Below are 25,451 nucleotides of genomic sequence, written 5' to 3'. Positions count from 1 at the left end.
GGGGTTCAATTTATTAAAACCTATATTTTCTTTTATTTTGTTTCCTTCTCAGCTGTTTCGTTCAAAGCCTCATCAATTGCAGCAGTGACTGCAGTATGTTCTTTATTTTCAGCTTCATATTCAGCAATTGTTTTTTCCATTGTTTCCATAATATCTATGGGTTCTTCACCTTCATATGAAACAGTACCATCATCAAATGGCGGAGTTGTAGTTGATTTTAGAGATTTTACTTTACCAACCAGTTGACCAGATTGTGCTTGTACTTTTTTAGAAAGTTCTACTGTTTTTTCTTTTGCCGAAGTTGTAAAGCCAGCACTTTTTTCTTTAAATTGACTTGCTTGAACAGCTACATCACTACGTAATTCTTTTCCAGCTTTAGGAGCTAAAAATAATGCCGTTGCAGCACCTACTACTCCACCGACAAAAGCACCGATAATAAAATCTTTTATATTCACGCTTCCATCATCATTTGCATATAAAGATTCTGAACGTCTTTCATATGTTTGTGGTAAATAAGTTTGGCCATTTTCTTCGTAGCCTACGTTTCTTACTTCACTGTAATTCGGTTTATGTTCTACCATTCTACATATCCCCCTTATTATTAGCGCTTTCTTCTCTTTGTTGAATCATCATAAATCGTTTCTTGTTCTTTTGTTTTTTGTTTTTTCAGCTTTTCACGAATTCCTATAAAGGCATTTCCCCATTGAATTACTTGAGCGATTTGATCGCTGTTTTTCGTAACATTCGTATTAATAGATGAAGTTACATGTTTTACTGAATCACTTAAACCATTTACAGAATCTCCAAAACCTTTAACGGCATTTACTACTGAGTTCAATTGTTGAGACTTTTCTTGAATATCTTCAGCAAGCATATTTGTTTTTTCTAATAGGCTTGTAGACTCTCGAGTGATTCCTTCCATTTGCCCTTCAATACCAGCCATTGTATTCGCAACATTATTCATTGTCTTTTTCAAGGAATTTAATGTCATGGCTAAACTTATACATAAAACCAGAAATCCGATAGCAGCTACTAGCGCCGCAATGTATAGAATAACGATCATTTTTTATACCCCCATTCTCTATATATGGATTTTTCCACAAAATAAGTGTATTTAAACATCACTTACCTAATTCCATTCTACAAATTTTTTCTATATCCTTCCATAGGAAATATTATCCCAATAAAGCAGTTAAAAAACAAACATTTTACATCCTCAAATTTTCAATTCAATAGACCTATATTATGTATACATGATTATTTGTATTATGCCAACTACGGTTTCTAATTTATACCGGTAAGTAATGGGATTACGTAGATAAGTGTTCTCGCTACCTCCTCTTTTCTAATGTTTTCATTTAATATACGAACAACTTAACAAAGATAATAATTAATTCTAACATAAAATTCAATCAATTTAATAAACCTTTTTAAGGGGAATTTCGAATTATAAAATTAATTCTCCATATAAAAAACTGTAGAAAACAAATCCAGTTGTTTTCTACAGTTTCACTTATTGTTGAACTTTGTTCTACTATTTTACTTTCAATAATTCCTCAAATGCTTCTTGGAATTTGTGAATATCTCCGGCACCCATAAATAAGAATACGGAGTCTTTATGATCTAATAATTCTGGAACACGATCCATTGTTAATAATTTGCTGTTTTCGATTAAATCGGCTAAATCTTTGATTGATAATGCGCCGGCTTTTTCACGTGCTGAACCAAAAATATCACATAGATATACACAATCAGCTTGATTTAAACTGTTTGCAAAGTTTTGTAGAAATGCTTGTGTTCGAGTAAAAGTATGTGGTTGAAAAATAGCCACTAATTCACGATTTGGGAATTTTTGACGTGCAGATTGGATTGTAGCACTAATTTCAGTTGGGTGATGTGCATAGTCATCAATTAATGTACGTTCACCAAAATCTGTTTCTGTAAAGCGACGTTTTACCCCATGATAAGTATGAAGGCGCTCTTGAATTAGTTCTGCTGGAAGTCCTTCATAATGACAAAGTGAAATAACAGCCAATGTATTTAACACATTGTGGTCACCGAACATTGGAATAAAGAATTTGTTATAAAACTCATTACGTACATAAACTTCAAAAGAAGTACCTTCTGTTGTCTTTTCCACATTACGGGCTTCAAAATCGTTTTCAGAACCGAAACCATAATATACAACAGGAACGTTTGCTTTGATTTTTTGTAAGTGTTCGTCATCACCACATGCAACAATAGCTTTCTTCACTTGAAGAGCCATTGATTGGAATGCATCGAACACATCTTCTACGTCTTTATAATAATCCGGATGATCAAAATCAATATTTGTCATAACTGCATAATCAGGATGATATGCAAGGAAATGTCGACGATATTCACAAGCTTCCATTACAAGATTTTGTGCGTTCTTCGTTCCACGACCTGTTCCATCACCAATTAAATATGATGTCGGACTAGCACCTTCTAAGACATGTGCCATTAAACCTGTTGTTGAAGTTTTACCATGAGCACCTGTAATAGCTACAGATGTAAATTTCTCTAAATAGTTTCCTAAAAATTTATGATAACGAACTACTTCAACACCTATTTCTTTAGCGCGTACAATTTCTGGATGGTTGTCAGGGAATGCATTTCCTGCAATAACTGTCATACCTGGTTTAATATTATCTTCATTAAATGGCAAAATTGTAATGTTACGTTGTCTAAGTGGTTCTTCAGTGAAAAAATAAGTCTCAATGTCTGAGCCTTGCACTTGTTCTCCTGAATCAAATAAGATTTGAGCAAGTGAACTCATTCCTGAACCTTTAATCCCTGTAAAATGATAAACTGTCATGTTGAAACCTCCTGGGAAAGTTTCCTAACCCTTGAATAATCAAATCTATGAACTGCTCGCCGTAATACGGTGGCTTCTTGATTGGATTACTTTATAATTTTTCCAATCAAGCAAACCCTCTTGTTCCTCAAGTTTTGAGCTGTCAAAAAGACTTTATCAATGAACTTAATATCCATTAATTGGTTTACTCGAACCGATCAAACTTACGAAAATAGTAAGTTCAATTTCTTATATTCTAAATTAAAACATCTACCATTATAGCACGATTTTCCGCTGTTCTAAAATAAACACTAATTCCTTAATATTTTCTACTTAAATTAGAAAAAATATGCTTAAACCCACAAAATTTATGCATGGTTAGAACCGAATATTTCATCTATATCGTGCTCTGTCAAAAATACATCTCTTGGCTTTGTACCCTTAGATTCTGAGATAAAGCCTTGAGCCTCCATCATATCCACTAATCTAGCTGCTCGGTTATAACCAATTCGATATTTTCGTTGCAGAGAGGATGCCGAAACTGTACCTTCACTGCAAATAAAGCGACACGCTTCTTCGAATAATTCATCTTGGTCATCAATAGATTCTACTTTTTTCAATAATTCTTCTTGTTCAAAAATATAATCAGGCTCACCAAGAGTGCGAACAAAATTCGTCACAGCTTCAATTTCTTCATCTGTGACATATGTACCCTGTACGCGAACTGGTGCAGACATGCCATTTCCTAAGTAAAGCATATCCCCTCTACCTAATAACCTCTCAGCACCTTGACTATCTAAAATTGTGCGAGAATCAACATGTGATGACACTGAAAATGCAATTCGTGTTGGAATATTAGATTTAATCAAGCCAGTAATAACATCAACAGATGGGCGTTGAGTTGCTAATACAAGATGAATACCACATGCACGAGCTTTTTGTGCAATACGACAAATAGACTCTTCTACTTCTTGTGGTGACATCATCATTAAATCTGCTAACTCATCAATTACAATGACAAGATAAGGCATTTTCAAAGAGAATTTACGCTCTTTTTCTACCATTTTATTATAACGAGTTATATCGCGTGCACCCACATGAGCAAATAGCTGATAACGACGATCCATTTCTTCTACTGCCCATTTTAGAGCAGCCGTAGCAGCTTTCACATCCGTAATAACAGGGCTTACTAAATGTGGAATATGATTAAATGGTGCAAGTTCCACCATTTTTGGATCGATTAACATCAATTTTACATCTTGTGGACTAGCTTTCAAGAGTAAACTGATTAAAAGTGAGTTTATACATACAGATTTTCCTGAACCAGTCGCTCCAGCAATCATACCATGTGGCATTTTTCGTAAATCAATAGTAACAGGTTCTCCAGTTAAATCTAATCCAAGTGCCGCTTCAAGAGGTGATTTGGATTGAACAAAAGATTCATGGGTTACCACTTCTGAAAGCCTTACGGGACGAGATGTACGGTTAGGAATCTCTATACCAATTGAACTTTTCCCTGGAATAGGTGCTTGAATACGAATATCTTTTGCTGCTAATGCTAGTTTTAAATCATCTGCTAAATTACGTATTTTACTAACTTTAACACCGTGACCTACAGTAATTTCAAATTGGGTTACTGCTGGGCCTTGCACAATTTGAACAATTTCCCCTTCGATTTGGAAATAGGATAATGCTTCAATTAGCTTTTCACCTTGAGCATCCATCCATTCAAAGTCTTCAGTTTGTTCTTCAGGGGCTTCAAGGTATGAAAGAGCTTCTTCAAGATGTTCATTTAAAACTGGAGGCTCTTCTTCTATAATATTACTTTGCAGTTCTAAAGTATCTTGCTTTTGTACAGTTTCTTTCTGTTCTTCCTGCTCGCCTTGTATTAAGGTCATATTCGTTTGTGTAACTGTAGACTCAGGTATTAACATCTCATTTTCCCGTTTATCCTGTTCTTCAATGTCAGAATCATGCTTTACAGCGCTTTCTCCTTTGAACACTTTTGCATTGGAAATAGAGTTTGTATTAGCTGAGCCCCAAGATTGTGTACTAGGTAATGGAAGAATCGATTTTGCCAATTTTTCTTTATCTGATTTTAGCATAACAACATTAAATGGTATTCGACTACCAACTTTCGTCTTTTCCTCTTGTATTTCTATTTCAGTACTTGTAGTTTCTTTTTCAGTACCAGAAATCGTTTCATCATCTTCAAATACTTCTTCCTTTTGTAAATCGTGATGTTGTTGAACGAAAGACTCTTGTGTTAACGTTTGCGTTTCTTCAATCGTTTCACTTTGTTCTTCAATCGTTTCATTTTCAGAAGTTGTTTTAGATCCCTCATCTACAATTTCATTTTTTTCTTCTGTTTCAATAGATTGCGAACTAGAGTTTGTCATTACTATTTTTTCTTCTAATTCACTTTCTACAAAAGTTGATGAAAAGGCTGAAGTATCAACCGGTTCTTCTTCAATTACACTTTCTTCAATAGTATTTTGAGATGGAAGGTACTTTTCAGGTGTTTCTTCAACTATATGTTGTATTTCAACATGTTGAACCTGTCCAATGTTCTCTTCTGCTTGATCTAATTTGTCCAATTTGAATTCTTTATTTGGTGCTGTTGTAATCTTTATGTCTTGTCCATTTTTTGTATGGTCTTCTTCTACTTTTGGTTCGTCCCTATCCGTAGCTGGTGTGGCGTATTGCATACTTGTTGGAATAGTAGACGTCTCTTTATTCTTTTCTTCTAGTAAGCTTGTCGCAGCTACTTCTTGTAGCGCTATTTCTTGTTGATTCTTTTGCTCTTTATTTTTTTCATCTAGCAACTCTTGAATATTTCGTTCTTTTTTAGGACGTTTTTGGAAACCGTATATCGGTGAAGGGACTTCTGTTGGGACAAACTTTTTCTTTTTAGGTATATACGATTGTTTTACCACTTCATCAACATCTTGATTCTTTGTCACTAATGGTGATGATACATTATTTTTTCTTTGAGAGTTTGGATTTTTGATTCCACTAGGATTAAATGGATTATAGTTTTCCCTACTTTTCTTTTCTACTATTCCTCTTAAGCCACGTGGTTCACGAGCAAATGGTGAATACTGTTCTGGGCGCTTGTATGTAGGTTGTCGAGGTTGCTCATACTGGACTTTTGTTGATTGCTCTTGTTGCATTGGGCGAATAGATTGTTCTTGTTGCATCCAATCTGGTAATTCTACGTTTCGATTTTGTGATTGTTTATTAGAAGTTTCAGTAGATTTTGTACTAAAATCTACTGCGTTATGTTCATCAGGAATTACTGGGAATTTAAATGAATCTCTTCTACGAATAAATTGAGGCTCTGAACTTGGAACCTGTTGGCTAGATTGTCTTTGATTTTCATATTGTTGTTCATATTTATAGTTATTTTCTATATATTGTGTTTCTACTTCATACTCATTTTCAATTTGATCAAATGATTTATATTGTTCTTCACTGTTGTTATAGTTATTAGCATTATTTTTTGCTGACGTTTCTTCTATCTCGTCGCCTAAAACTCGAGAGATGATTTTTTTAAACCAACTCATATTATGCACCACTCTTTTCTAAATCATTGCCTTCATTTTAGCAGTAATAAACGCTTTCATGCAATGCGTATGAGGCTATTCAGTCAGATATCCTTATTTTTTTACTTGGAATTTGTTTTTTCGAAACAATTTGCTAAGTTATTTTCTTAATTTTGTGCCTAATTAAGGACGCTTTTTAGTATTAAATTCTATAATTTCATAACAAAATATAACAACACAAAGATTTTAACCATGTGCAAAAATGCCTTACTCAATGTTGAGAGCAAGGCATTTCAATTTCTCAATGTCAATTAACCAATAGCTTAGAATTTAAAAGCTGAGCCGACTTTGGAATCGTCATCTAAAATCATTATCCCTCTAACTTGAGGTGCATTTGGGATAGCTAACTCACGAGCTGAACACATCATACCGAAAGATTCAACGCCACGCAATTCAGATTCTTTGATGACCATACCTGAAGGCATTACTGCACCAATTTTAGCTACAACTACATGTTGACCTTCTGCAACATTTGGAGCCCCACAAACGATTTGTAATGGTTCCGCCTCGCCAACATCAACTTTACAAATATGTAGTTTATCAGCATTTGGATGTTCTCCAACTTCTTTCACAAAGCCCACTACAAATTTAGGGGATAGATCAACGTCTAAGCTTAAAGTTGCACCACATTTTGCAATTGCTTCTTCTAATTTTGCAACAAGTTCTTTTGTTACTTCAATATTCCCTACTTCTTCAATAGTTATATATTGACTAGCATTAAAAAGGTTAAAACCTTTCACTTCACCAGTTGCGCCTTCTTTAAGTAAGACTAAATCTCCATGTTTTTCTAATTCTGTTTTGACAATCGCTTCTGTAGCTAGTTGAACTAATAAAACGTCACCTACATGCGCTTTGTTGTACGATACGATCATTGTTTTTCTTGCTCCTTTTTTACTCTGTTTTTCGCTAAGATAAAGATGGGCTCTAATCGACCTTCTTCATAAACAAAGGACAGTGATGTAATTGGTACTGCTCCTACTGTAAAGAAGTGCATCGTCATTTGAGCTAATACATCATAACCTGTATTATTACGAATGTCACCGATAATCAGTACGTCTTGATGAGGAACTGAAACGGTCATGTCACCTTCAATTTTACCACGCATTTCCCTTAAAAAGGAATCATTTAAAATTCTACTTGCGTCATAACCATCATTTTCATTTAGAAAATAAAAGAAATTACCTGCAACTTCATCCTTTTTAACATTAGTTGACAACTTACGTACTTGGAAACGTGCTGATTCTTTCATCTGTTCAACCGATAATTGAAGTTTTTTTACCATTTCTTCATCGATTAATCGGTACGTATTTCCAAGGTCTAATGCATAGTAAATGCGTGTTTCAGCAGTATGCTCTGATGTGATAAAAGCATGTCCTTCTTTTGACTTTTTTGGAAAAGAACCCGAACGAATAACAGGATAAATATTCGTAAATTCTTGAAAGCCATTTTCTTTTTCCTTTTTCATCGCTGCAAATGTTTGCTCAATTGTATATACTACCTCATCAATCGCTAGATCCTTACGTGAATCATATTTTGTTAGCACATCACCTAAAAAAAGGTCCATTCCTTTTCCAAGTTCAAGATGCTCTAATCGTAACTTATTTGTTTTAGAATCTAATTTCCATTCAAAGTGAGCTTCGCCTAGACGCTCTTTTAATCTATTCACTAATTCATTTGCTGTCATCTGGTGACTCACTCCTCCAATTTCTTCTTATTGGGCTTGTAAAAATGTTTCAATTTCTTCTTGTGTTTTGCGATCTTTAGAAACAAACCGTCCTGTTTCTTCTCCATTGTTATAAGCAATAAAGCTTGGGATTCCATAAACATCAAGTTCTCCACATAAATCAATGAATTGATCACGATCTACAGAAATAAACGTGTATTCATTAAATTTTTCTTCCACTTCAGGCATAAATGGTTCGATAAATCGGCAATCTGGGCACCATCCAGCTGTAAATAAAAAGACATGTTTTCCTTGTTCTTTTAGTTGATTATATTGTTCTACTGATTGTAAATTTTCCACGATCATAGCCTCACTTGTTTTTCACTTGTACTGAAAGAGCAATTGTCATCAGTTCGGATATCGTTTTGCTGATGTCATTATTATTTGCTAATCCTGTAACCTTGACTCCACCTGTACTAGCAATTACTTCATAGTTTTCGTTATCTTTTTTTAGAACACTTGCAAAGCCAAAACGCCCATTTTTCTTATACGTTTGTTCCTTAATAATATCGTCCTTTAAGTTTTTATTCATGGCATTATAAAAGCGTTGGCTATCTTGTGACTCATTTGGATTAATAAAGATGGAATAAATGCCTTTTCCTTTAGATAAAATGATATTCGTTTCATCTGAAGAAGTTTTTACTTTATAGCCATTGGGTAGATAAAATTGCAAATGTTCGGAAGACGCTGTACTATCCTTTGGTTTCGAATTAAAAATTGTGTCTGCCTCTGAAAATCCTTGTGACATTTGAGAATCTAATGACTTACCACATGCTGCGATATTCAGTATGAACACACATAAAACGAGTAGCTTGGTACATTGACGGAACATATGTAATTCCTCCATTCTACTTGGACTAACATTATTGTATGATTCGTTATAGGCCCTTGCAACTATCGTGCATTATCTTGTTTTTTCGCGTATTTTTGATAAAAGAAATATTGCCCTACCAATTGTTGTAAAATATGTTCGAACATTTCTTTCCGATCAATCATTCCATCTGTAAAAATACCAATAGCTCCTATGTTCTGGCGGGTATCTAATTGATGGACAAATTCATCCATTACCGGGCCTAATTCAAGACCATCTTCTATCTGCACTGCTATTTCTTTTGGTAATGGGATTTGAGCTCCTGCAGCCGTCAGTACTTGTCCATTTGAAAGCACCAATGCACCCCAATTACATAAGTACATGATGCCATCTATCATTGTAACTCCACCCTCTAAACCAAAAGCCATATCAGCATTTGTTTCAGCCAAAGTGTTTTTAGCACGATTAATAGCACCCTGTCTTGTTTCTTCTGTTGAAATTGGTTGTGCAGAGACACCTGAATCTACTGATATATGTTCAAATGTCAATATATCATGAAAATGTTTAGTGACTACGGAAAGTACTGCACCTACTTTTGCTTTATTTGTCGTACCTATTCCTACTTTCATCCTAACACTTCCTTTATTTTAAAGTGATACTACTATTAATAGGTATTTACCCCCATTCCACTTCAATCTTATGGTGAGGATTTTACTGCCCGTGAAGATAAATAAAAAGAGGCTCCAATATGGAACCTCTCATAGTATACCAATTTTAGTTGACGATATCTAACTCCACGAGCTGACTTTGTTATTAACTGTTTCGGATTGTTTCTAAAGTTGAACGATCTGCGTTTTTTACAAGTTTTACAATTAATTCTTTTGCAGCATCGATATCATCTGTGTGAATAACAGATGCATGCGAATGAATGTAACGAGCACAAATTCCAATAACAGTACTTGGTACTCCATCATTTGATATGTGAACATTTCCAGCATCTGTACCACCTGGTGAAACAAAATATTGGTATGGAATATGATTTGATTCGGCTGTATCTAATACATATTCCCGCATACCTTTATGAGTTACCATTGTACGGTCAAAGATCCGAAGAAGTGGACCATTACCTAATTGACCAAATTGATTTTTATCACCAGAAACATCATTTGCAGGACTTGCATCTAATGCAAAGAATAAATCTGGTTTGATCATGTTAGCAGAGACCTTTGCCCCTCGCAATCCAACCTCTTCCATGACGTTGGCGCCTGAATACAATGTATTTGGAAGTTTTTCATCTTTTAATTCTTTTAATAATTCAATTGCTAAACCACAGCCATAACGGTTATCCCATGCTTTTGCCATAATTTTCTTTGGATTAGCCATTGGTGTAAACGGACAAACAGGAATAATCGATTGTCCTGGACGAACCCCTAATCGAATTGCATCTTCTTTATCATCTGCACCTATATCGATTAACATATTGTTAATTTCCATTGGTTTTGATTGCATTTCAGGTGTTAGCAAATGTTTGGGAACAGAAGAAATTACACCTGGAATAGGACCATTAGTTGTATATAGCGTAACTCTTTGAGCAAGCATCACTTGATTCCACCAACCGCCAAGAGTTTGGAATCGAATCATTCCATTATCAGTAATTTGAGTCACCATAAATGCTACTTCATCCATATGACCTGCTACTAATATGCGTGGACCATTTTCGTCACCTTTTTTCAAACCAAAAATACCGCCTAGATTGTCTTGGATTATTTCGTCAGCATATTTTGATAATTCTTGACGCATATAGGCACGGACTGCATGCTCATTACCTGGAGCACCTGGTAATTCTGTCAGTGTCTTAAACATTTCTAACATATCTTGTTTCACAAAAAAGCCTCCCTTATGAGCCATTCATTAATATTGTAGACAAAAAAGTAGAAAAATTCCACCCTTATATTTCGAATATCGAAATGCTGTATTGGGCAAAAAAGTCTCCTCTTTGTTCCATCTTATTGTTACACCATGAAATCTATATGGTACACTAAAGTCATATACAAAAGGGGGCGTATTTAATGAAACTACGTGATTTCTTGCTAGGTGTTGTAACAGGAATTGCTACGGCATATCTCATTAAAGAAGTAAGTGAAAAGGTAAATCCATACAAAAATGCTAACAATGTTTTAGAAGAGATTAAAGATGCATTTAAAGCACAAGGGCCTATTGATGGATCGTGGATTTTCATGGAGCCTCAAACATTCCGTAAAGAAGATATTGAAATACCTATTTATAAGGGTGGAATCTCTCGCGTAGAAAATGGCGAAACGGTCAATTTTGAATTTGCTGCTGATGCTAGAACTGGATCAGTGGTTGATTTGGTAAAAGTATAAAAAGCATTAATTTTATCAATTTTAATATCGAACAAATTTTTTTGAGTGTCTTTAGAATACAAAAACACCTTGCGTAATTTGCGCAAGGTGTTTTCTTATATTCTATTAGGCTTTGATATGAGATTCTCTTGTACGAGGGATTTCTCCAATTACTTCTTTACCTGTTGGGTCCCATTTAATTAGACGTTTATATGCATCATGATAGAAGCTAATCCAATAACCATTATCAAGAGCTTCTTTTACCAATTTTTCTTTGGCAAAAATAGATGTCATAGGATAATCATCATAAGCTAATACCCATAATGGATTTTGATGTGCATGTGTAGGCATGATATCTGCCATGTGTAAAATAGTTTCTCCCTTTTGTGTTAGGTGGATAATACAATGTCCGTCACTATGCCCTCCAGTATGAACCATTAAAATTCCAGGAAGCACCTCAAATTGTTCTTCAAATGGCTTTATTTGATCAACAATTGGTTTCCAATTCGCTTCCCAATAAGTATTTGCTGAACGTATATTTGGCTCACGCATTTCATCCCATTCAATTTGAGATACAAAAATTTCAGCGTTTGCAAACGTAGGCACCAATTTCTTATCTTGCCATTTTGTTAACCCACAAGCGTGATCAAAGTGTAAATGTGTCATTAATACATAATCAATATCATCTGTAGTTAATCCTAACTCTTGCAAACTAGCATCGATATTTGATTGCTCTGTTACACCATAATTACGAAGCTGCTTTTCCGTAAATTTCCCATTACCAATACCAGAATCAATTAATAGATTCTTTCCTTGATATTGTATTAAAATTGGATCTGTCCTTAATTCGATTTGATTGCTTTCGTTTACTGGATATTTTTTTGACCATAATGGCTTAGGTACTACACCAAACATTGCACCACCATCTAAGTAATTAACTCCCCCATTTAACCATGTTAACTTCATGTCATGAAATTGAAATGTATCCATACTTAAGATCCCCCTTTGTTTGGTTCTTTGCATCGTATTTATATTAATTGAATGATGCTTCACATAATTGTAACATGTTTAAAAAATATTGTGCTAATATCCTCTACAAAAAGACAAAATTTACTACAATACAATTAATTAGATCTATTTATCCATAAAATGCCTTTTTGTGTTTATTTTATCAACTAAAGGATACACTATATATAAATAACTTTATGACTAAGCGAGGAAAGAAACGAATGAGAATTCAAGAAGAATATGAGAAAAAATGCATTCAATATTTAGAATTGTTAAACACAATAGAAGAATTAGAATATAAAACAGAATTATCTTTGGACTATCAAAAGAAAATAGATCAGCGTTTGCAAAGATTAGAGAGGGAAATAATGATTCAGCCATTAAGTAAAGAATCATTAAATTAGCCACAAACACAAATGAGTGTCTTAAAAATGTAAAACTCACTTTTAAGACACTCATAATAACAGATACAAAATTTTTAGTTAAGCTTTATTTGTTTGGAATTGCGACTCTAGGCGATAAATCGGTTGACCTTTAGAAGAGAATTTTTCTTCATATTCAGTCATCACATTGTCTTCTGGCATTTCTGCATGCAAATCAAGGGATACATAATTTAACTTCATGCCATAATGCGACATACTTACTAATGAGAATTCAAATAATCCACGGTTATCTGTTTTGAAATGCACTTCACCATTGTCAACTAATACCGCTTCATATAGTTTCAAGAAGTTTTCATGTGTTAATCTACGTTTTGCATGACGTGATTTTGGCCATGGATCAGAAAAGTTTAAGTATAAACGATCAACATCGTTTTTTGCGAAATATTTTTCTAAATCTGCACCATTTACGCATAGTAAACGTACATTTTTAGGTGTTCCAGCCGCTATTACTTTTTCAGCAGCTTTTACGATGACACTATCGAATAATTCAATACCAATATAATTGATATTAGGATTTTGTAAAGCCATCCCTGTTATAAATTGTCCTTTACCTGAACCTACTTCTATATGCAATGGATGATCATTTCCAAAAAACTCTTTCCATTTACCTCTGAAATTTTCTGGGTTAGGCACGATAATTTCGGGATGAGCTTTGATAAAATCTCCTGCCCAAGGTTTGTTACGAACTCTCAATGTATTTCCTCATTTCTATATTTTTCGTACGATTCAACTTTTAATTATTCAAGAAAGCAATCACTTAGTCAAGAAGACTTTCTAGCTAATTGCCAAGCATGTGACTTTAATCGAAAGTGAATTGGGGTTGCTTTAGTATATTCACCTGCATATTCACCATCAGTATGTGCAATAACATTCTGATCCATCATCATTTCAAAATCACTTGCCTTAAATTGTTTAACTGCCTTAAATTTTGTATGTTGACCAAAGAAGACCGTAATAAACAGTAATAATAATTTCATGCTTGATAATTCATTGACAATTGTTAATTCGATTTGTCCATCATTTGGAACTGATTGAGGTGAGATTTTCATCCCTCCTCCAAAGTAAGGCTGATTACTAGCAACAACAAACCAAACATGGTGGAAATTTTGTTTTTTCCCATTATGAATCAGAGTTAATGTAAATCTATTAAAAGTAAATAGGGTTTTAATCAAATAATAAATATAAGAAAGCCTACCTAATCCAACTTTATTTAGATACTTTTTGATTTTTGAATGATTAACAAGTTTACTGATCCATGCATCAAATCCAAAACCTGCACTATTCATGAAATATTTAATATCCATAACATTTTCTAAAACACCAATATCCATCTTCGCCTGATTAATAGGTTGATGCATGAAATGCTGGATTTCTTCAACTGTTTTAAAATACTCGAAACCTCTACCGAAATCATTCCCTGAGCCAGCTGCAATTGCGCCAACTATGATATGTGGGAATTCAATAGCGCCTTGGATTACTTCATGAATCGTGCCATCTCCCCCAACTGCTACTATTAATAATGTTTGCTGATTCACTCTGCCATGTTCCTTTACGATTTCTGTAGCATGACAGGGATATTCTGTGTATACTTCTTGAAAAGGTACAGATAACCTTGATTTTAATCGTTCCCACTTTTTAGCAGCCCCTCTCCCTGCACGACCATTTATGATAAAAAGTAGGTTCATGTACGTTCTTCCTCAAAGCTTTCCGATTTCATAGAAGGTATATTGTGAACTTGCTCATCCTCATCAATTCTATTATAAGAAGTTGTTTGTACTGAATTTAAAAGAAATTGTGCTGCTTTAAATTGCATGTGTTTCATCGGTGAAGGATTTTTCTTCAGATGGGCAAACCAATCCGCATACTTTCTTTTATCAATAAACTCCACTCCAAAACTTGAACCTGGATAGTCAATATATCCATTTCGCGATAGAACAACTTTACGAATCGGCAAATCTATTTCATTTTGCTTAAAAATTTTCTTCACAATGGATTCCATACGATTCAACCCAAGCAATGGACTTAATACTTTTTTATCGATTTTCCCAACTTTTTTCTTCCAGAATCGACTACCATCTTCTACAAATACTGCTTGTACTTCTTCTTCTAGCACTTGTATACATATACATTCAGTTGGTGTAAGAATAATTATTCCTATTTCGACAGGTGCCTTTTTTATTTGAAAAATCGGATAGTAAAATAACAAATAACTATCTGGCAAGCGTTGTGTAAAAGCTCTTAACAAGGAATCTCGATAGTATTTTGGATTTACATAGGATTTTTCCCGCAAGGTTGCACTTGCCCATTTTATTTGAAATTGGAAAAGCTGATCCATATACATTCTTTTTAAGTCTTCAATAGTTTGTGGATGATACAAAATGGTTGGTTGAAACATAAATGTGCTCGACTCTTCGGAATCGATCTCTTCTTCCACTCCATGATTCGTAATTCCCTCATTTATTTGATGGAAAATATCTTCTTTACCTTCTGAGTCTATATCTTCTTCCCAAGAAGACATTTTCTTTTTATGTGTAAATTTCATGATTCGTTTCAAAAAGCCTTTATGTGGTTTTTCCTCAACATCTACTGGATCTTCTTGATCCCAAATTGTAATCTTTTCGCCTGATTCCCATTCTTCCTTCATACGATCCCATTGTATTCTTTTTAATCTTACAAATTGGGTTGGGTATCTTTTTAAGTCTTTTTGATAACGTGATACATAATCTTGTAGTTTAACTAATTGTGCCATAACCTTTCCCTCCCCAAAATCATTTCAAAATAGTAAATCTAAGAAGACATTTGTTTCTATTTTACCATGTTATTAAACGAAAAAAAGGAGAAGTTAGGGACTTCTCCTCAATATTCTTTGTATAATTGGTCCTTATTTTATAGACTGACCATTCAGTTGAAAATACATCGTTTCTTTTTTAAATTTTTACACTAATAGTAACTGCTGGATTTTTTCTTCAAAAGCTAGTTGGATTTTTCGTGTATATTTACCTGGTTCTCCTGATTGAATAATTGTATCGTCGATTTTAATAATTGGCGTAATTTCAGAAGTTGTTGACGATAGGAAAACCTCATCCATTTGCAGTGCTTGCTCTTTTGTAAACGGTTCTTCTACAACTGGTAATTTAATTTTTTTACAACATTCCATCACAACTTGTCTTGTAATTCCGTTTAAAATATAGTTATTGATTGGATGAGTATAGAGTACCCCATCTTTAATACCGTAGATATTAGAAGATGCCCCTTCGGTTATGATTTCACCTCTATGTTGAATTGCTTCATAACAGTGTGCTTCATGCGCTTTTTGCTTTGCAAGAACGTTACCTAGTAAATTTAAACTTTTTATATCGCAACGTAACCAACGAATATCTTCAACAAAAATTGCACTCACACCAAATCGATGATTATTAATAGGTCTTTTAGCTTCTTGCGTATATGCAATAAATGTTGGCATTGTAAATTCTGTAGGAAAAGCATGATTTCTTGGTGCTACTCCTCTAGTAATTTGTAGATAAATATGACCAGTAACTAATTCATTTGCTTCCACAAGATCATAAAGCATTTTATGTAGAACGTCCTTGGTATAAGGAATCACAAGACGAATTTCATCCGCACTTCTGTATAAACGATCAATGTGTTCTGTTGCTGTAAACATTGACCCATCATATACTTTTATGACTTCATAAATACCATCACCAAATTGAAATCCTCTATCATTAATAGATAATTTTGCATCATTTATGTCGATTAAGGAATCATTATATAACATTTTTGTCATTCATTCTTTCATCTCCTTTTTCTTTAATAATAATACATAAAAAAGATGTGGTGAACAAAAGTTCATCACATCTCCATAATTAAAAATGCTTAATGATTATTTTTTCAGGTTTTGTATACACAGCATAAACGGATGAAATTCGAATAAAGTTTTCAGTTGTATTAAATAGCTGATTTGTTTTTAATAATTCCTTTTCTTCATCTGTTAAAACATCTTTAATTTCTTCGTATTGTTCCCCAGGTCCGTTATTTTTCCAAGCAATAAATTGAATAGCTCGTCCAACATTCGTAAAGGTGTTATTTCGAATTTTGGGATTAATCGCGCCGCTGGAAAGTATGCCTCTCTTTTTGGAATCATTGACAGCAACATTTCGAATATCATTTTTTTCAATAATTGGCGTTTTCCAATTCATTATTCGAATTGCGTCATTACGGGTTGTATCAATTAGGTTTCCACGAATCACAACATTTGTATGGAGATGTCCTCCTGAATACTTATGAGTACCAATAGCTCGGTCTAAATTCACAAATTTGTTGTTAATGATATTAATTCTATTATTTGCCGTACAATCGAAATTGCTCCATTTAGAGCTCCAACCAAGTGTTGTTTTGTCGGGTGTATCAATATTAATCGCTTCTTTAATAAAACGATCCGATGGTTTTGAATCAATAAATTGACTATTTGCAATAGTAACATCTTCAGATGCATCCATTTCGATAAAATGCCCTGCATTCATATTACGGAATTGAATATTGGATATATGGACATTTTTGTTGTGTCCCATAATAATCGCAAAGCTACTCAATTTAAAGTTTAAATTAAAGACAACTTTTCCTTTTCCAATAAAGCTAATATTTTTTTCTCCATTATGTCCACTTACAGCACGTTCTTTTTTGGATAGTGATGGACGAATTAATTGGAAGATGGAACTTGAAGGGTTCATCGTAGGTGTTCCTGTTTCATCGCCTTTAACTATTTCTGTACCATCTTCAAACTCTAAAGTAACGTTTGATGGTACATACAAAACATTGGAAATTGTATAAACACCTTTAGTAAAAATAATTTTCCCCCCACCTTGTTTTTCCAGTTGTTCCATGTAAGAGCGTAATGCATAGTATTGCTTTGTTTGAGGAGTATAGGATGGACGTAAAAGGTACTCTTTGTTTAGAGTTACTGTTTCTGGAGTTACTTTATATTCATCTTTGCCAAGATCATTCATATCAGTAATCTCTATTTTCTCAACAGGCTCAGCTGCATTATTCTCTATATGCATATAGAATTCCTGTAAGTCTTTCCCTTCATTCGAAGCTAGCGCCTTTTTAGTTCCATACGTAATGGTATTTACATTTGACTGCTCATTAGAACCCGTTTGTGCTGCTAATAACACAGGAATATCCATATTCAAAAATTGATTATTTTGAATAACTGGCTTATAGGTACCTTTTACATAAATACCATAGCCATTGTTTACAGATTGAATGATATTCTTTTCAACAGTAGGCAACTTCCAATTTTTCATTGTTATTGCATTGGATTCTGTATTTTTTATTTTGTTATTTAAAATTCTCACTTTTAATTGGTACGTGTCTACCGTAAAGTTATTGGAACTAATGGCTTGATAAACTTGATCAAATGTATTTTTTTCAATTAAAACTTGTGAATTTGGTGTTTCGTCATACATACTCCAGTTAACTTTATAAGTACCATATGAAAAGTCAGCGGTTTCAATACTAATTGCAGGTTTCGTAAAAGAGGTTTCGTTTGTAAAACTATTGTTTTGTATCTTGGCGTTTTGATTGGCAACTAATTGGATAAAGTAACCCTCGTTTGCATTTGTAAATTGAATGTTTTTAATGGTCAAATTTTTATTGTGTCCAGTAATGATACCATTTACATTTTCATTTTCTTTTAAATCAATTGTTGCTTTCCCATTACTTGTAATTGTCACATTTTTTGAGCCATTATACTCATCCATCATATCACCATTTTTTGCAATACTAGGTGCAACAAGTTGGAACAGTGATTTGGAGGGTTTTAAGTCATTGCCAGTATCCATACTTTTTTCTAATATCACACCATCATTTAGTTGAATCGTGACATTTGATGGTACAAATAATGTGTTAGTTATTCTATACGTACCTCTCTTTAAAATAAGCGTACCGCCACCATCACTTTCTAATTTTTCTAAGTAGGATCTGATGGTGTAATAATTTTTGGTTTCAGCTGAGTAAGTTGTATACTTTTTCATTTTTTTATTGATGGGTGTTGTACTTGTAGAAATAGTATAGGTATCTTGCTTTGCAGATGCGTGTAATAAAGAATCTTTAAACACTAAAAAACTAATGCAAATTGTAAAAGCTGCTATGTAAACAATCCATTTACCAATATTTTTCATGTATTAATCACTCCTTTTTTGGCAATCACCATAATGTTATTAGTTTTTATAAAATTGTATTAGATCAGCATTAGTATATTTATGTTCAATAATTTTTTGCATCAGAACGCATTTTTTGAAGTGTAGAATTACGATTGATTACTTTATTGGCGCTTTCCTCCAGAATAATTACTTCCCTGTCAAATTGGGTAAACGTATTATTTGCTATTGACACATTGTTATTCAGTCGAGAATTAAATTACTCCAAATTGGCTCCATAGCTTTACTACCCTAGGGTAAATTTATGAAGTAAGTAGTTGATTTTACTTGTATATTTGTTGGAATACTAATCAGCAATACGACTACCCGTGCAACCATCCAGATTCTCTTCTTGTTATAAATTTTTCTATTCCTTTCTATATGTTTTGTGTTCTGATTAGTAGTAGTCTATCTTTAGAAACAATCACACACTCGACCCTATTGAACATAAATAAAAATGCCCCCATAAAAATATGGGGGCTGTTACCATTATTTTACCAATTTTTATAGATTAATAAAAGGGTAAATTTAATTTTTTGTACCTAATTCGACAATTGCATCTGCATAAATAGCTGCAGCTTTTACTAAATTTTCAACAACAACATATTCATCTGCTTGGTGAGCTAGATCCGGTTCACCTGGGAATAACATACCAAATGCTACGCCTTTTGTTAATTCACGTGCGTAAGTACCGCCACCAATAGAAAGTAGCTCTGCTTTTTCTCCTGTATTACGTTCATATACTTTAGATAGTTTTTGGATTAATTCTTCTTGTGGATCTACATAGTGAGGTTTAGAATCATCCACTACAACTAGTTCAAAGCCTAATTTATCTACTGTTAATTTAGAAGCAGTAATTTTTTCTTCATATGGATAGGATACTGAGTAACGCATGCTAACATCAATTTGTCCACCTTTACCATCTTCAAATGAAACAACGCCTGCATTTAATGTTGTATCGCCTGAAATCTCATCCGTAAATGCTAAATCAAGTGCATGACCGCGCGTTTCATTCGCAAAACCAGTTACCAAAAATTGGGTAAAATTTTTAGATTGAGGAGTTGTGAAGACCGTGTTCAAAAATTGAGCAAGTTTCACTGCTGCATTAATACCAACATTTGGTTCCATTGCATGTGCAGAACGTCCTTTAATTGATAGTTTAAATCCGTTGGCATGATCTTCTATTGAACCTTCTAATTCAGCTACTTTTAAGTATGCTTTGAATATTATTTCAAATTCTTCAGGTACATTACGTACGATTGCCTCGGCAAAATCTGGTACCATGTTGATACGATGTCCTGCGTGGAATGAAACTAATTGTTCGTTATCAGAGGATTTTGTTTGTTGTCGGAATGAAAGTTCAGCAATACCTTTTTCTGCATTAATAATTGGAAAATCTGCATCTGGTGCAAACCCTAATGTTGGCATCTCTTCTTTTTCAACATATCGTTTAACACATCTAAAACCACTTTCTTCATCAGATCCCACAATCATACGAACTCTTCGATCTAATTCAATGCCTGCATCTTTCACCATTTTCATCGCTAGCCAAGCAGCCATTGTTGGCCCTTTATCATCAATAGAACCACGGCCAAATAACTTACCGTCTTCTACTACACCGCCAAATGGTGGGTGAACCCAGTCACTTCCTGCTGGCACAACATCTACATGACAAAGAATTCCGACTAATTCTTCCCCTTCACCCATTTCAATATAGCCAACCATGTTGTCGATTAACTTTGTTTTTAATCCTTGATCCTTCCCTTGTTGAAGCATCCAATCTAAAGCTTTTTTAGGTCCTTCACCAAATGGAGCATCATCAGAAGCTGTGCTTTCATCTAACACACTGTTAATTTGTACTAATTCTTGTAAGTTGCCAATTAACTCATTTTGACGGTCTTGGGCTTGTTTGAACCAATCCATAAATAAATTCCTCCTTGATAAATCTCATTCTTATTTTACACCCTTTTCCACATTTCACATAGAGATACCAAAAACACGTACATTTATAACACTTAATTATATAAATGTACGTGTTTAAATGTAAACATATTGTTACAATCGTAAAAAAATAAGCAAAAGTATGGAAAACTGAATTCACTTTCGCTATAATGGAATTGTCAGATAATAAAAGTCTGCCATACAAAATTGAAAAGGGGATGTCTAAGGCAAACTAAATTAGGAGCCTGAATACCTCGCAATTATTGTCGTCCGCTAGTCTTGAGAAATAAGATGAAGGAGTGGTTCAACAATGAAACCAACCACTGATCGGATGCTCAATCGAATTAAAGATGTGTATATGTACATTCATAGTAATGGGATTGTGACTACGCAAGATTTAGTCGATGAATTCGGCATCACTCCTCGCACCATTCAAAGAGATTTGAATGTGTTAGCCTTTAACGATTTGGTAGAAAGTCCAAGTCGGGGCAAATGGACAACGACGCGTAAGAAAGTGAAAATGACATCTTAGAAAGATTCAACGAGTTGGATCTCACGCTTTTCGTTGAATGGACGATGCACTCGCCATATGCTGGTGGCAATTTCGTCTAACATGTTACTATGCAAATAACGAAAGTTTAAAAAAAGAATGACCATGCTGCGTCGCTTGGTCATTCTTTTTGTTTTATTTTCTCGATTTCATCAGGTGATAATTCACGATATTCACCAAGTGATAAATTTTGATCTAGTTGTAAATTCCCCATAGACAACCTTTTTAAATACGTTACTTTTTTACCTACCGCTTCGAACATTCTTTTTACTTGATGAAATTTCCCTTCCGAAATCATTAACTCGATTTCAGATACTTGACCAGATTTTAAGATAATTAGTTTACCTGGCTTAGTAAGATAACCGTCATCTAAAATAACACCTTGATTAAATGCCTCAATATCCTCTTCTGTAACTCTACCTTCTATTTTCGCATAATAGACTTTAGGTACATGTTTTTTCGGTGAAAGCAAATTATGAGCCAATACGCCATCATTTGTAATAAGTAAGAAACCCTCTGTATCCTTATCTAATCTCCCCACAGGAAAAGGGTTAAAATGTGCATGGAAGGGATCAAGTAAATCAATTACTGTTTGATCATATAAATCTTCAGTTGCCGATATTACACCTGCTGGTTTGTTCATCATTAAATAAATGAATTCTTGATAATGCACTCTTTCACCAAGAACCGTTACATTTTGTTTTTCTGGATCAACGTGCAGAGATACATCTTTTGCAATGATTCCATCTATTGAAACAGCCTTCATCTTCAATAATTTTTTTACGTCTTTCCTTGAACCATATCCCATATTGGATAACAATTTATCTAAACGCATAACAACCTCCTACAAACCAAATTTACTTGCAATTTTTTCAATTTTAGAGCCTAACAGTTTTTGAGCAAGTCCGATTCGGAGCGATAAGAAAGCATATATTGCAACTGCAACTGAAATACAAACAACTATATACAGAAGTGCCAGTAATTTTGAATGTGCAGGTCCAAACATAACCACTAGTACTTTATGTGCGACAATAACAAAAGCAGCCATAACAACTGTTAATGCAATGATTAATAATGAACGTCTAATCACCATTTTTGATTTATAATTTAGAGCCTTTTTTAAAACAATCATGTTAATAATGATTGAAACAACATAACCAATTGTTGTTGCTAAAATAGCACCTTTTGTTTGGAATGCTTCAATCAAAGGAATATTAATGGCTAATTTTATTAATATACCTGTTAAAAGACTAAATACAATCCATTTTTGATAATCAATCCCTTGCAATAATGCTGCTGTTACTTGGAATAACGCAAACAAAATGGCAACTGGTGCATATGTTGCTAAAATGCTTGAGCCCATTGCACTTTCAGAATAGAGTAAGTGATAAATATCTGTTGATAAAAGTGAAATACCAACAACTGCTGGTAACGTGATAAACAGCAAGATTTGATATGTTTTATCCATAGCGTTAATCAGTGCACCACGTTGGTTTTTCGTATAGTAGTTTGTAATAGCAGGTACAAGTGCCATTGAAAAACCTGTCGCAAGCATGACAGGGATAATGACTATTTTTTGTGTGGTAAAGTTTAACATACCTAGATAATCATCTGATACTCTAGCCAATCCAATATTAGACATTGCTGTATTAAAGGTTAGCATATCTACTAGTTGAAATAGTGGATTTGCTATTCCTACAAATACATATGGAATAGAATACGTAATTACTTCTTTATAAATACTTTTATAAGATAGTTGACCAGATGATACGCTACTTTGCAACTTTAGATTAAACTCTGGCTGAAGCTTTCGCCAATAATACCAAAGAGAGATTAAACCTGCTATAGCGCCTATAAATGCTGAAAATACTGCAAATGAAATGGCTGTTTGTGCTGTACCATTAAAGACACGCATAACAAGAAAAGAACCCACTAATAACGCAATAATGCGAATAATTTGCTCTACTAATTGTGAAATTGCTGTTGGCTCCATATGATCATAGCCTTGGAAAAAGCCACGGACTAAGCTCATAAATGGTACAACAATCAAGGCAAAACTAATCCATCGAATAACCCCTGCAATTTGTGAGACAGAAAAAACTTGTTCTTTATCTTTAATCACTAAATGCGCGATTGGATCCGCTAAAAGATATAAGGCTAAGAAAGTTAAAAAACCTGTAATCGTCATTATAAGTAACCCAGAACGAACAAGTTTACGTCCAGATTCATAATCACCAAGACTATTATATTTTGCTACAAATTTTGAAACTGCAATCGGTGCACCAGAGATCGCTACCGATAGCATAATTGTATATGGAACATAGGCATACGAATATAATGCCACGTTTTCCTGCCCAATTATGGCATAAAACGGGAATATGTAAACGAGGCCAAGTACTTTCGATAAAAACATGCCAATTGTTAGTATGGCAGTCCCTTTCATTAAAGATGACATAATACCCTTCCAATCCTTCCAAATCTAATAAAACTAATTTTTATATTACAACTCGTTGTTCAATTACTCAAATAGTTTCTGTACTTCGTGTATAATAAATTCAAAAACAGAAAGTGAGTTCCCCTAAATGTATGATGTAATCATTATTGGCGGTGGTCCATCAGGTTTAATGGCCGCGATTGCTGCTGGTTCTGCAAAAAAGAAAGTCCTGCTACTTGAGAAAGGACATAAATTAGGTCGTAAGTTAGCAATTTCTGGAGGTGGTCGCTGTAATGTAACAAATCGACTACCAATTGACGAAATTGTCAAACATATACCAGGAAACGGGCGTTTTTTATATAGTCCATTTACTATTTATAATAATGAAGATATAATCGCCTTTTTTGAAAGTCTTGGTGTTGCATTAAAAGAAGAAGATCACGGTCGTATGTTCCCTGTCTCAAATCGCGCACAAGATGTTGTTGATGCCATGATTCATGAGCTAAATCGTTTAAAAGTTGAAATTCGTCAAAACACCCCTGTCGCAAAATTATTAATGAATGAAGAAAAAATTATTGGTGTTCGCCTAAAAGACGGACATGAAATCAAGGCGGGTGCAGTCGTTGTCGCAGTTGGGGGAAAAGCAGTCCCTCAAACAGGTTCTACAGGTGATGGTTACCCCTGGGCTGAAAAAGCAGGGCATACAATTACTGAACTTTTTCCAACCGAAGTTCCACTGCTTTCATCTGAGACGTTTATTCGTAGTAAAGAGTTGCAAGGATTAGCCCTTCGAGATGCAGAAGTTTCCGTCTTAAATAAAAAAGGAAAAACAATCATTATGCATAAAATGGATATGCTCTTTACTCACTTTGGATTGAGTGGTCCAGCAATCTTACGTTGTAGCCAATTCGTTGTGAAAGAGATGAAGAAAAACGGAGGTACCCCTGTTACAATACGCATTCAAGCATTAACAGATTACAATCCTGAATCAGCTTTTCAATTCATTTTTAAAATGGCAAAAGCAGAACCAAAAAAAGCTGTAAAAAATGTTTGGAAAGGGATTGTACCAGAACGATGGCTTCACTTCTTAATGGCAAGAGCTGATATCGAAGAATCCTTAACAGGTGCAGATCTTCCAGCTGAAAAAGCGCGCCACCTTGCTAGTGATTTAGTTGGATTCGAAATGAAAGTAAATGGTACGCAACCACTCGAAAAAGCATTCGTCACAGGTGGTGGAGTTTCCATCAAAGAAATTGAGCCGAAAACAATGGCTTCTAAAAAGAAAAATGGTCTATATTTCTGCGGAGAGATTTTAGATATACATGGCTATACAGGTGGCTACAATATCACCTCTGCACTTGTCACAGGTCGAATTGCAGGACACAATGCTGCAGAATATGTTCAAGATAGACAATAAAAACACAATAAAATCTAAAATACTCTTTTACTTTTTTTAAAAAATATACAATTGAGTCAATTTCATAATTCAAAGTTTTGATATAAAATACGAACATTAAAAGATTAAATTATTGTGCAATATCTATTAGGATATTGT

At 34.1% G+C, this 25,451-nt stretch carries 23 protein-coding genes; 4 read left to right on the top strand and 19 right to left on the bottom strand.

Going from position 1 to position 25,451, the window contains the following annotated elements:
• Nucleotides 1-32: 32 nt before the first annotated feature.
• From CEF14_RS00570 to CEF14_RS00525, 10 genes are all read right to left on the bottom strand, one after another.
• The gene (locus tag CEF14_RS00570; RefSeq protein ID WP_102691031.1) at nucleotides 33-581 is read right to left on the bottom strand and encodes a YtxH domain-containing protein; all 549 of its coding nucleotides are present in this window, start codon (nucleotides 579-581) and stop codon (nucleotides 33-35) included.
• Nucleotides 582-601: 20 nt separating this feature from the next.
• Complete coding sequence (locus CEF14_RS00565) at nucleotides 602-1,063, bottom strand: DUF948 domain-containing protein (RefSeq protein ID WP_102691030.1); 462 nt, start codon at nucleotides 1,061-1,063, stop codon at nucleotides 602-604.
• A 471-nt stretch (nucleotides 1,064-1,534) separates the two neighbouring features.
• Nucleotides 1,535-2,839, bottom strand: a complete 1,305-nt coding sequence (gene murC, locus CEF14_RS00560) for a UDP-N-acetylmuramate--L-alanine ligase (protein ID WP_102691029.1) — start codon at nucleotides 2,837-2,839, stop codon at nucleotides 1,535-1,537.
• A 347-nt stretch (nucleotides 2,840-3,186) separates the two neighbouring features.
• A complete protein-coding gene (locus CEF14_RS00555; RefSeq protein ID WP_322788374.1) occupies nucleotides 3,187-6,384 on the bottom strand; it encodes a DNA translocase FtsK in 3,198 nt (1,065 codons plus the stop codon).
• Nucleotides 6,385-6,686: 302 nt separating this feature from the next.
• Complete coding sequence (ytpR, locus tag CEF14_RS00550) at nucleotides 6,687-7,295, bottom strand: YtpR family tRNA-binding protein (protein ID WP_102691028.1); 609 nt, start codon at nucleotides 7,293-7,295, stop codon at nucleotides 6,687-6,689.
• Nucleotides 7,292-8,107: a DUF1444 domain-containing protein gene (locus tag CEF14_RS00545; protein ID WP_102691027.1), complete on the bottom strand. Its 816-nt coding sequence runs from the start codon at nucleotides 8,105-8,107 to the stop codon at nucleotides 7,292-7,294. Before CEF14_RS00545 ends, ytpR begins: the two co-directional genes overlap by 4 nt.
• 27 nt (nucleotides 8,108-8,134) lie before the next feature.
• Nucleotides 8,135-8,446: a thioredoxin family protein gene (locus tag CEF14_RS00540; protein WP_102691026.1), complete on the bottom strand. Its 312-nt coding sequence runs from the start codon at nucleotides 8,444-8,446 to the stop codon at nucleotides 8,135-8,137.
• Nucleotides 8,447-8,456: 10 nt separating this feature from the next.
• Complete coding sequence (locus CEF14_RS00535) at nucleotides 8,457-8,978, bottom strand: hypothetical protein (RefSeq protein ID WP_102691025.1); 522 nt, start codon at nucleotides 8,976-8,978, stop codon at nucleotides 8,457-8,459.
• A 62-nt stretch (nucleotides 8,979-9,040) separates the two neighbouring features.
• Complete coding sequence (locus CEF14_RS00530) at nucleotides 9,041-9,586, bottom strand: DUF84 family protein (RefSeq protein WP_102691024.1); 546 nt, start codon at nucleotides 9,584-9,586, stop codon at nucleotides 9,041-9,043.
• Nucleotides 9,587-9,770: 184 nt separating this feature from the next.
• Nucleotides 9,771-10,829, bottom strand: a complete 1,059-nt coding sequence (locus CEF14_RS00525) for a M42 family metallopeptidase (protein WP_407690467.1) — start codon at nucleotides 10,827-10,829, stop codon at nucleotides 9,771-9,773.
• Between the two features lie 197 nt (nucleotides 10,830-11,026).
• On the opposite strand from CEF14_RS00525, the gene CEF14_RS00520 reads away from it, so the two are divergent.
• Nucleotides 11,027-11,341, top strand: coding sequence for a hypothetical protein (locus CEF14_RS00520; RefSeq protein WP_102691022.1), 315 nt, complete (start codon nucleotides 11,027-11,029; stop codon nucleotides 11,339-11,341).
• Nucleotides 11,342-11,446: 105 nt separating this feature from the next.
• Here CEF14_RS00520 and CEF14_RS00515 read toward each other — a convergent pair whose 3' ends face one another.
• Nucleotides 11,447-12,310 (bottom strand): YtnP family quorum-quenching lactonase, encoded by an 864-nt coding sequence (locus tag CEF14_RS00515; protein WP_102691021.1) that lies wholly within the window; start codon nucleotides 12,308-12,310, stop codon nucleotides 11,447-11,449.
• 239 nt (nucleotides 12,311-12,549) lie between these two features.
• On the opposite strand from CEF14_RS00515, the gene CEF14_RS00510 reads away from it, so the two are divergent.
• Nucleotides 12,550-12,732 carry a hypothetical protein gene (locus CEF14_RS00510; protein WP_102691020.1) on the top strand — a complete coding sequence of 61 codons (183 nt, stop codon included), beginning with the start codon at nucleotides 12,550-12,552 and terminating at the stop codon, nucleotides 12,730-12,732.
• Nucleotides 12,733-12,810: 78 nt separating this feature from the next.
• Here CEF14_RS00510 and trmB read toward each other — a convergent pair whose 3' ends face one another.
• From trmB to pepV, 6 genes are all read right to left on the bottom strand, one after another.
• A complete protein-coding gene (gene trmB, locus CEF14_RS00505) occupies nucleotides 12,811-13,464 on the bottom strand; it encodes a tRNA (guanosine(46)-N7)-methyltransferase TrmB (RefSeq protein ID WP_102691019.1) in 654 nt (217 codons plus the stop codon).
• A gap of 68 nt (nucleotides 13,465-13,532) precedes the next feature.
• Nucleotides 13,533-14,456 (bottom strand): diacylglycerol/lipid kinase family protein, encoded by a 924-nt coding sequence (locus CEF14_RS00500; protein ID WP_102691018.1) that lies wholly within the window; start codon nucleotides 14,454-14,456, stop codon nucleotides 13,533-13,535.
• The gene (locus CEF14_RS00495) at nucleotides 14,453-15,520 is read right to left on the bottom strand and encodes a hypothetical protein (protein WP_102691017.1); all 1,068 of its coding nucleotides are present in this window, start codon (nucleotides 15,518-15,520) and stop codon (nucleotides 14,453-14,455) included. The genes CEF14_RS00500 and CEF14_RS00495 overlap by 4 nt, the downstream gene beginning before the upstream one ends.
• A 186-nt stretch (nucleotides 15,521-15,706) precedes the next feature.
• The gene (gene dat / locus CEF14_RS00490) at nucleotides 15,707-16,558 is read right to left on the bottom strand and encodes a D-amino-acid transaminase (RefSeq protein ID WP_102691016.1); all 852 of its coding nucleotides are present in this window, start codon (nucleotides 16,556-16,558) and stop codon (nucleotides 15,707-15,709) included.
• 79 nt (nucleotides 16,559-16,637) lie between these two features.
• A complete protein-coding gene (locus CEF14_RS00485; protein WP_102691015.1) occupies nucleotides 16,638-18,953 on the bottom strand; it encodes a NosD domain-containing protein in 2,316 nt (771 codons plus the stop codon).
• 546 nt (nucleotides 18,954-19,499) lie between these two features.
• Complete coding sequence (pepV, locus tag CEF14_RS00480; RefSeq protein WP_102691014.1) at nucleotides 19,500-20,894, bottom strand: dipeptidase PepV; 1,395 nt, start codon at nucleotides 20,892-20,894, stop codon at nucleotides 19,500-19,502.
• Between the two features lie 328 nt (nucleotides 20,895-21,222).
• On the opposite strand from pepV, the gene CEF14_RS00475 reads away from it, so the two are divergent.
• Nucleotides 21,223-21,444 (top strand): DeoR family transcriptional regulator, encoded by a 222-nt coding sequence (locus CEF14_RS00475; RefSeq protein ID WP_102691013.1) that lies wholly within the window; start codon nucleotides 21,223-21,225, stop codon nucleotides 21,442-21,444.
• A gap of 139 nt (nucleotides 21,445-21,583) precedes the next feature.
• Here the strand turns inward: CEF14_RS00475 and CEF14_RS00470 are convergent, their stop codons facing one another.
• Together CEF14_RS00470 and CEF14_RS00465 are read right to left on the bottom strand one after the other, a co-directional pair.
• Complete coding sequence (locus CEF14_RS00470; protein ID WP_102691012.1) at nucleotides 21,584-22,297, bottom strand: pseudouridine synthase; 714 nt, start codon at nucleotides 22,295-22,297, stop codon at nucleotides 21,584-21,586.
• A gap of 9 nt (nucleotides 22,298-22,306) precedes the next feature.
• On the bottom strand, nucleotides 22,307-23,917 hold the full coding sequence (locus CEF14_RS00465; protein WP_102691011.1) for a putative polysaccharide biosynthesis protein: 1,611 nt from the start codon (nucleotides 23,915-23,917) through the stop codon (nucleotides 22,307-22,309).
• A 127-nt stretch (nucleotides 23,918-24,044) separates the two neighbouring features.
• On the opposite strand from CEF14_RS00465, the gene CEF14_RS00460 reads away from it, so the two are divergent.
• Nucleotides 24,045-25,313, top strand: a complete 1,269-nt coding sequence (locus CEF14_RS00460) for a BaiN/RdsA family NAD(P)/FAD-dependent oxidoreductase (protein ID WP_102691010.1) — start codon at nucleotides 24,045-24,047, stop codon at nucleotides 25,311-25,313.
• Nucleotides 25,314-25,451: the final 138 nt, after the last annotated feature.

Source organism: Rummeliibacillus pycnus, from assembly GCF_002884495.1.
GTDB lineage: Bacteria > Bacillota > Bacilli > Bacillales_A > Planococcaceae > Rummeliibacillus > Rummeliibacillus pycnus.
The sequence above is the reverse complement of the archived record's forward strand: the minus strand, read 5'-3'. Positions and strand labels throughout refer to the sequence as shown.

Bases quoted from the DNA above. Each gene is read 5' to 3' on its own strand.
- CEF14_RS00520 (WP_102691022.1), top strand. From the start codon at position 11,027: ATGAAACTACGTGATTTCTTGCTAGGTGTTGTAACAGGAATTGCTACG.
- CEF14_RS00495 (WP_102691017.1), bottom strand. From the start codon at position 15,520: ATGGCACAATTAGTTAAACTACAAGATTATGTATCACGTTATCAAAAA.
- CEF14_RS00515 (WP_102691021.1), bottom strand. From the start codon at position 12,310: ATGGATACATTTCAATTTCATGACATGAAGTTAACATGGTTAAATGGG.
- murC (WP_102691029.1), bottom strand. From the start codon at position 2,839: ATGACAGTTTATCATTTTACAGGGATTAAAGGTTCAGGAATGAGTTCA.
- CEF14_RS00555 (WP_322788374.1), bottom strand. From the start codon at position 6,384: ATGAGTTGGTTTAAAAAAATCATCTCTCGAGTTTTAGGCGACGAGATA.
- ytpR (WP_102691028.1), bottom strand. From the start codon at position 7,295: ATGATCGTATCGTACAACAAAGCGCATGTAGGTGACGTTTTATTAGTT.
- CEF14_RS00500 (WP_102691018.1), bottom strand. From the start codon at position 14,456: ATGAACCTACTTTTTATCATAAATGGTCGTGCAGGGAGAGGGGCTGCT.
- CEF14_RS00535 (WP_102691025.1), bottom strand. From the start codon at position 8,978: ATGTTCCGTCAATGTACCAAGCTACTCGTTTTATGTGTGTTCATACTG.
- CEF14_RS00565 (WP_102691030.1), bottom strand. From the start codon at position 1,063: ATGATCGTTATTCTATACATTGCGGCGCTAGTAGCTGCTATCGGATTT.
- CEF14_RS00525 (WP_407690467.1), bottom strand. From the start codon at position 10,829: ATGTTAGAAATGTTTAAGACACTGACAGAATTACCAGGTGCTCCAGGT.
- CEF14_RS00570 (WP_102691031.1), bottom strand. From the start codon at position 581: ATGGTAGAACATAAACCGAATTACAGTGAAGTAAGAAACGTAGGCTAC.
- CEF14_RS00510 (WP_102691020.1), top strand. From the start codon at position 12,550: ATGAGAATTCAAGAAGAATATGAGAAAAAATGCATTCAATATTTAGAA.
- CEF14_RS00475 (WP_102691013.1), top strand. From the start codon at position 21,223: ATGAAACCAACCACTGATCGGATGCTCAATCGAATTAAAGATGTGTAT.
- dat (WP_102691016.1), bottom strand. From the start codon at position 16,558: ATGACAAAAATGTTATATAATGATTCCTTAATCGACATAAATGATGCA.
- pepV (WP_102691014.1), bottom strand. From the start codon at position 20,894: ATGGATTGGTTCAAACAAGCCCAAGACCGTCAAAATGAGTTAATTGGC.
- CEF14_RS00465 (WP_102691011.1), bottom strand. From the start codon at position 23,917: ATGTCATCTTTAATGAAAGGGACTGCCATACTAACAATTGGCATGTTT.
- CEF14_RS00530 (WP_102691024.1), bottom strand. From the start codon at position 9,586: ATGAAAGTAGGAATAGGTACGACAAATAAAGCAAAAGTAGGTGCAGTA.
- CEF14_RS00545 (WP_102691027.1), bottom strand. From the start codon at position 8,107: ATGACAGCAAATGAATTAGTGAATAGATTAAAAGAGCGTCTAGGCGAA.
- CEF14_RS00460 (WP_102691010.1), top strand. From the start codon at position 24,045: ATGTATGATGTAATCATTATTGGCGGTGGTCCATCAGGTTTAATGGCC.
- CEF14_RS00485 (WP_102691015.1), bottom strand. From the start codon at position 18,953: ATGAAAAATATTGGTAAATGGATTGTTTACATAGCAGCTTTTACAATT.
- CEF14_RS00470 (WP_102691012.1), bottom strand. From the start codon at position 22,297: ATGCGTTTAGATAAATTGTTATCCAATATGGGATATGGTTCAAGGAAA.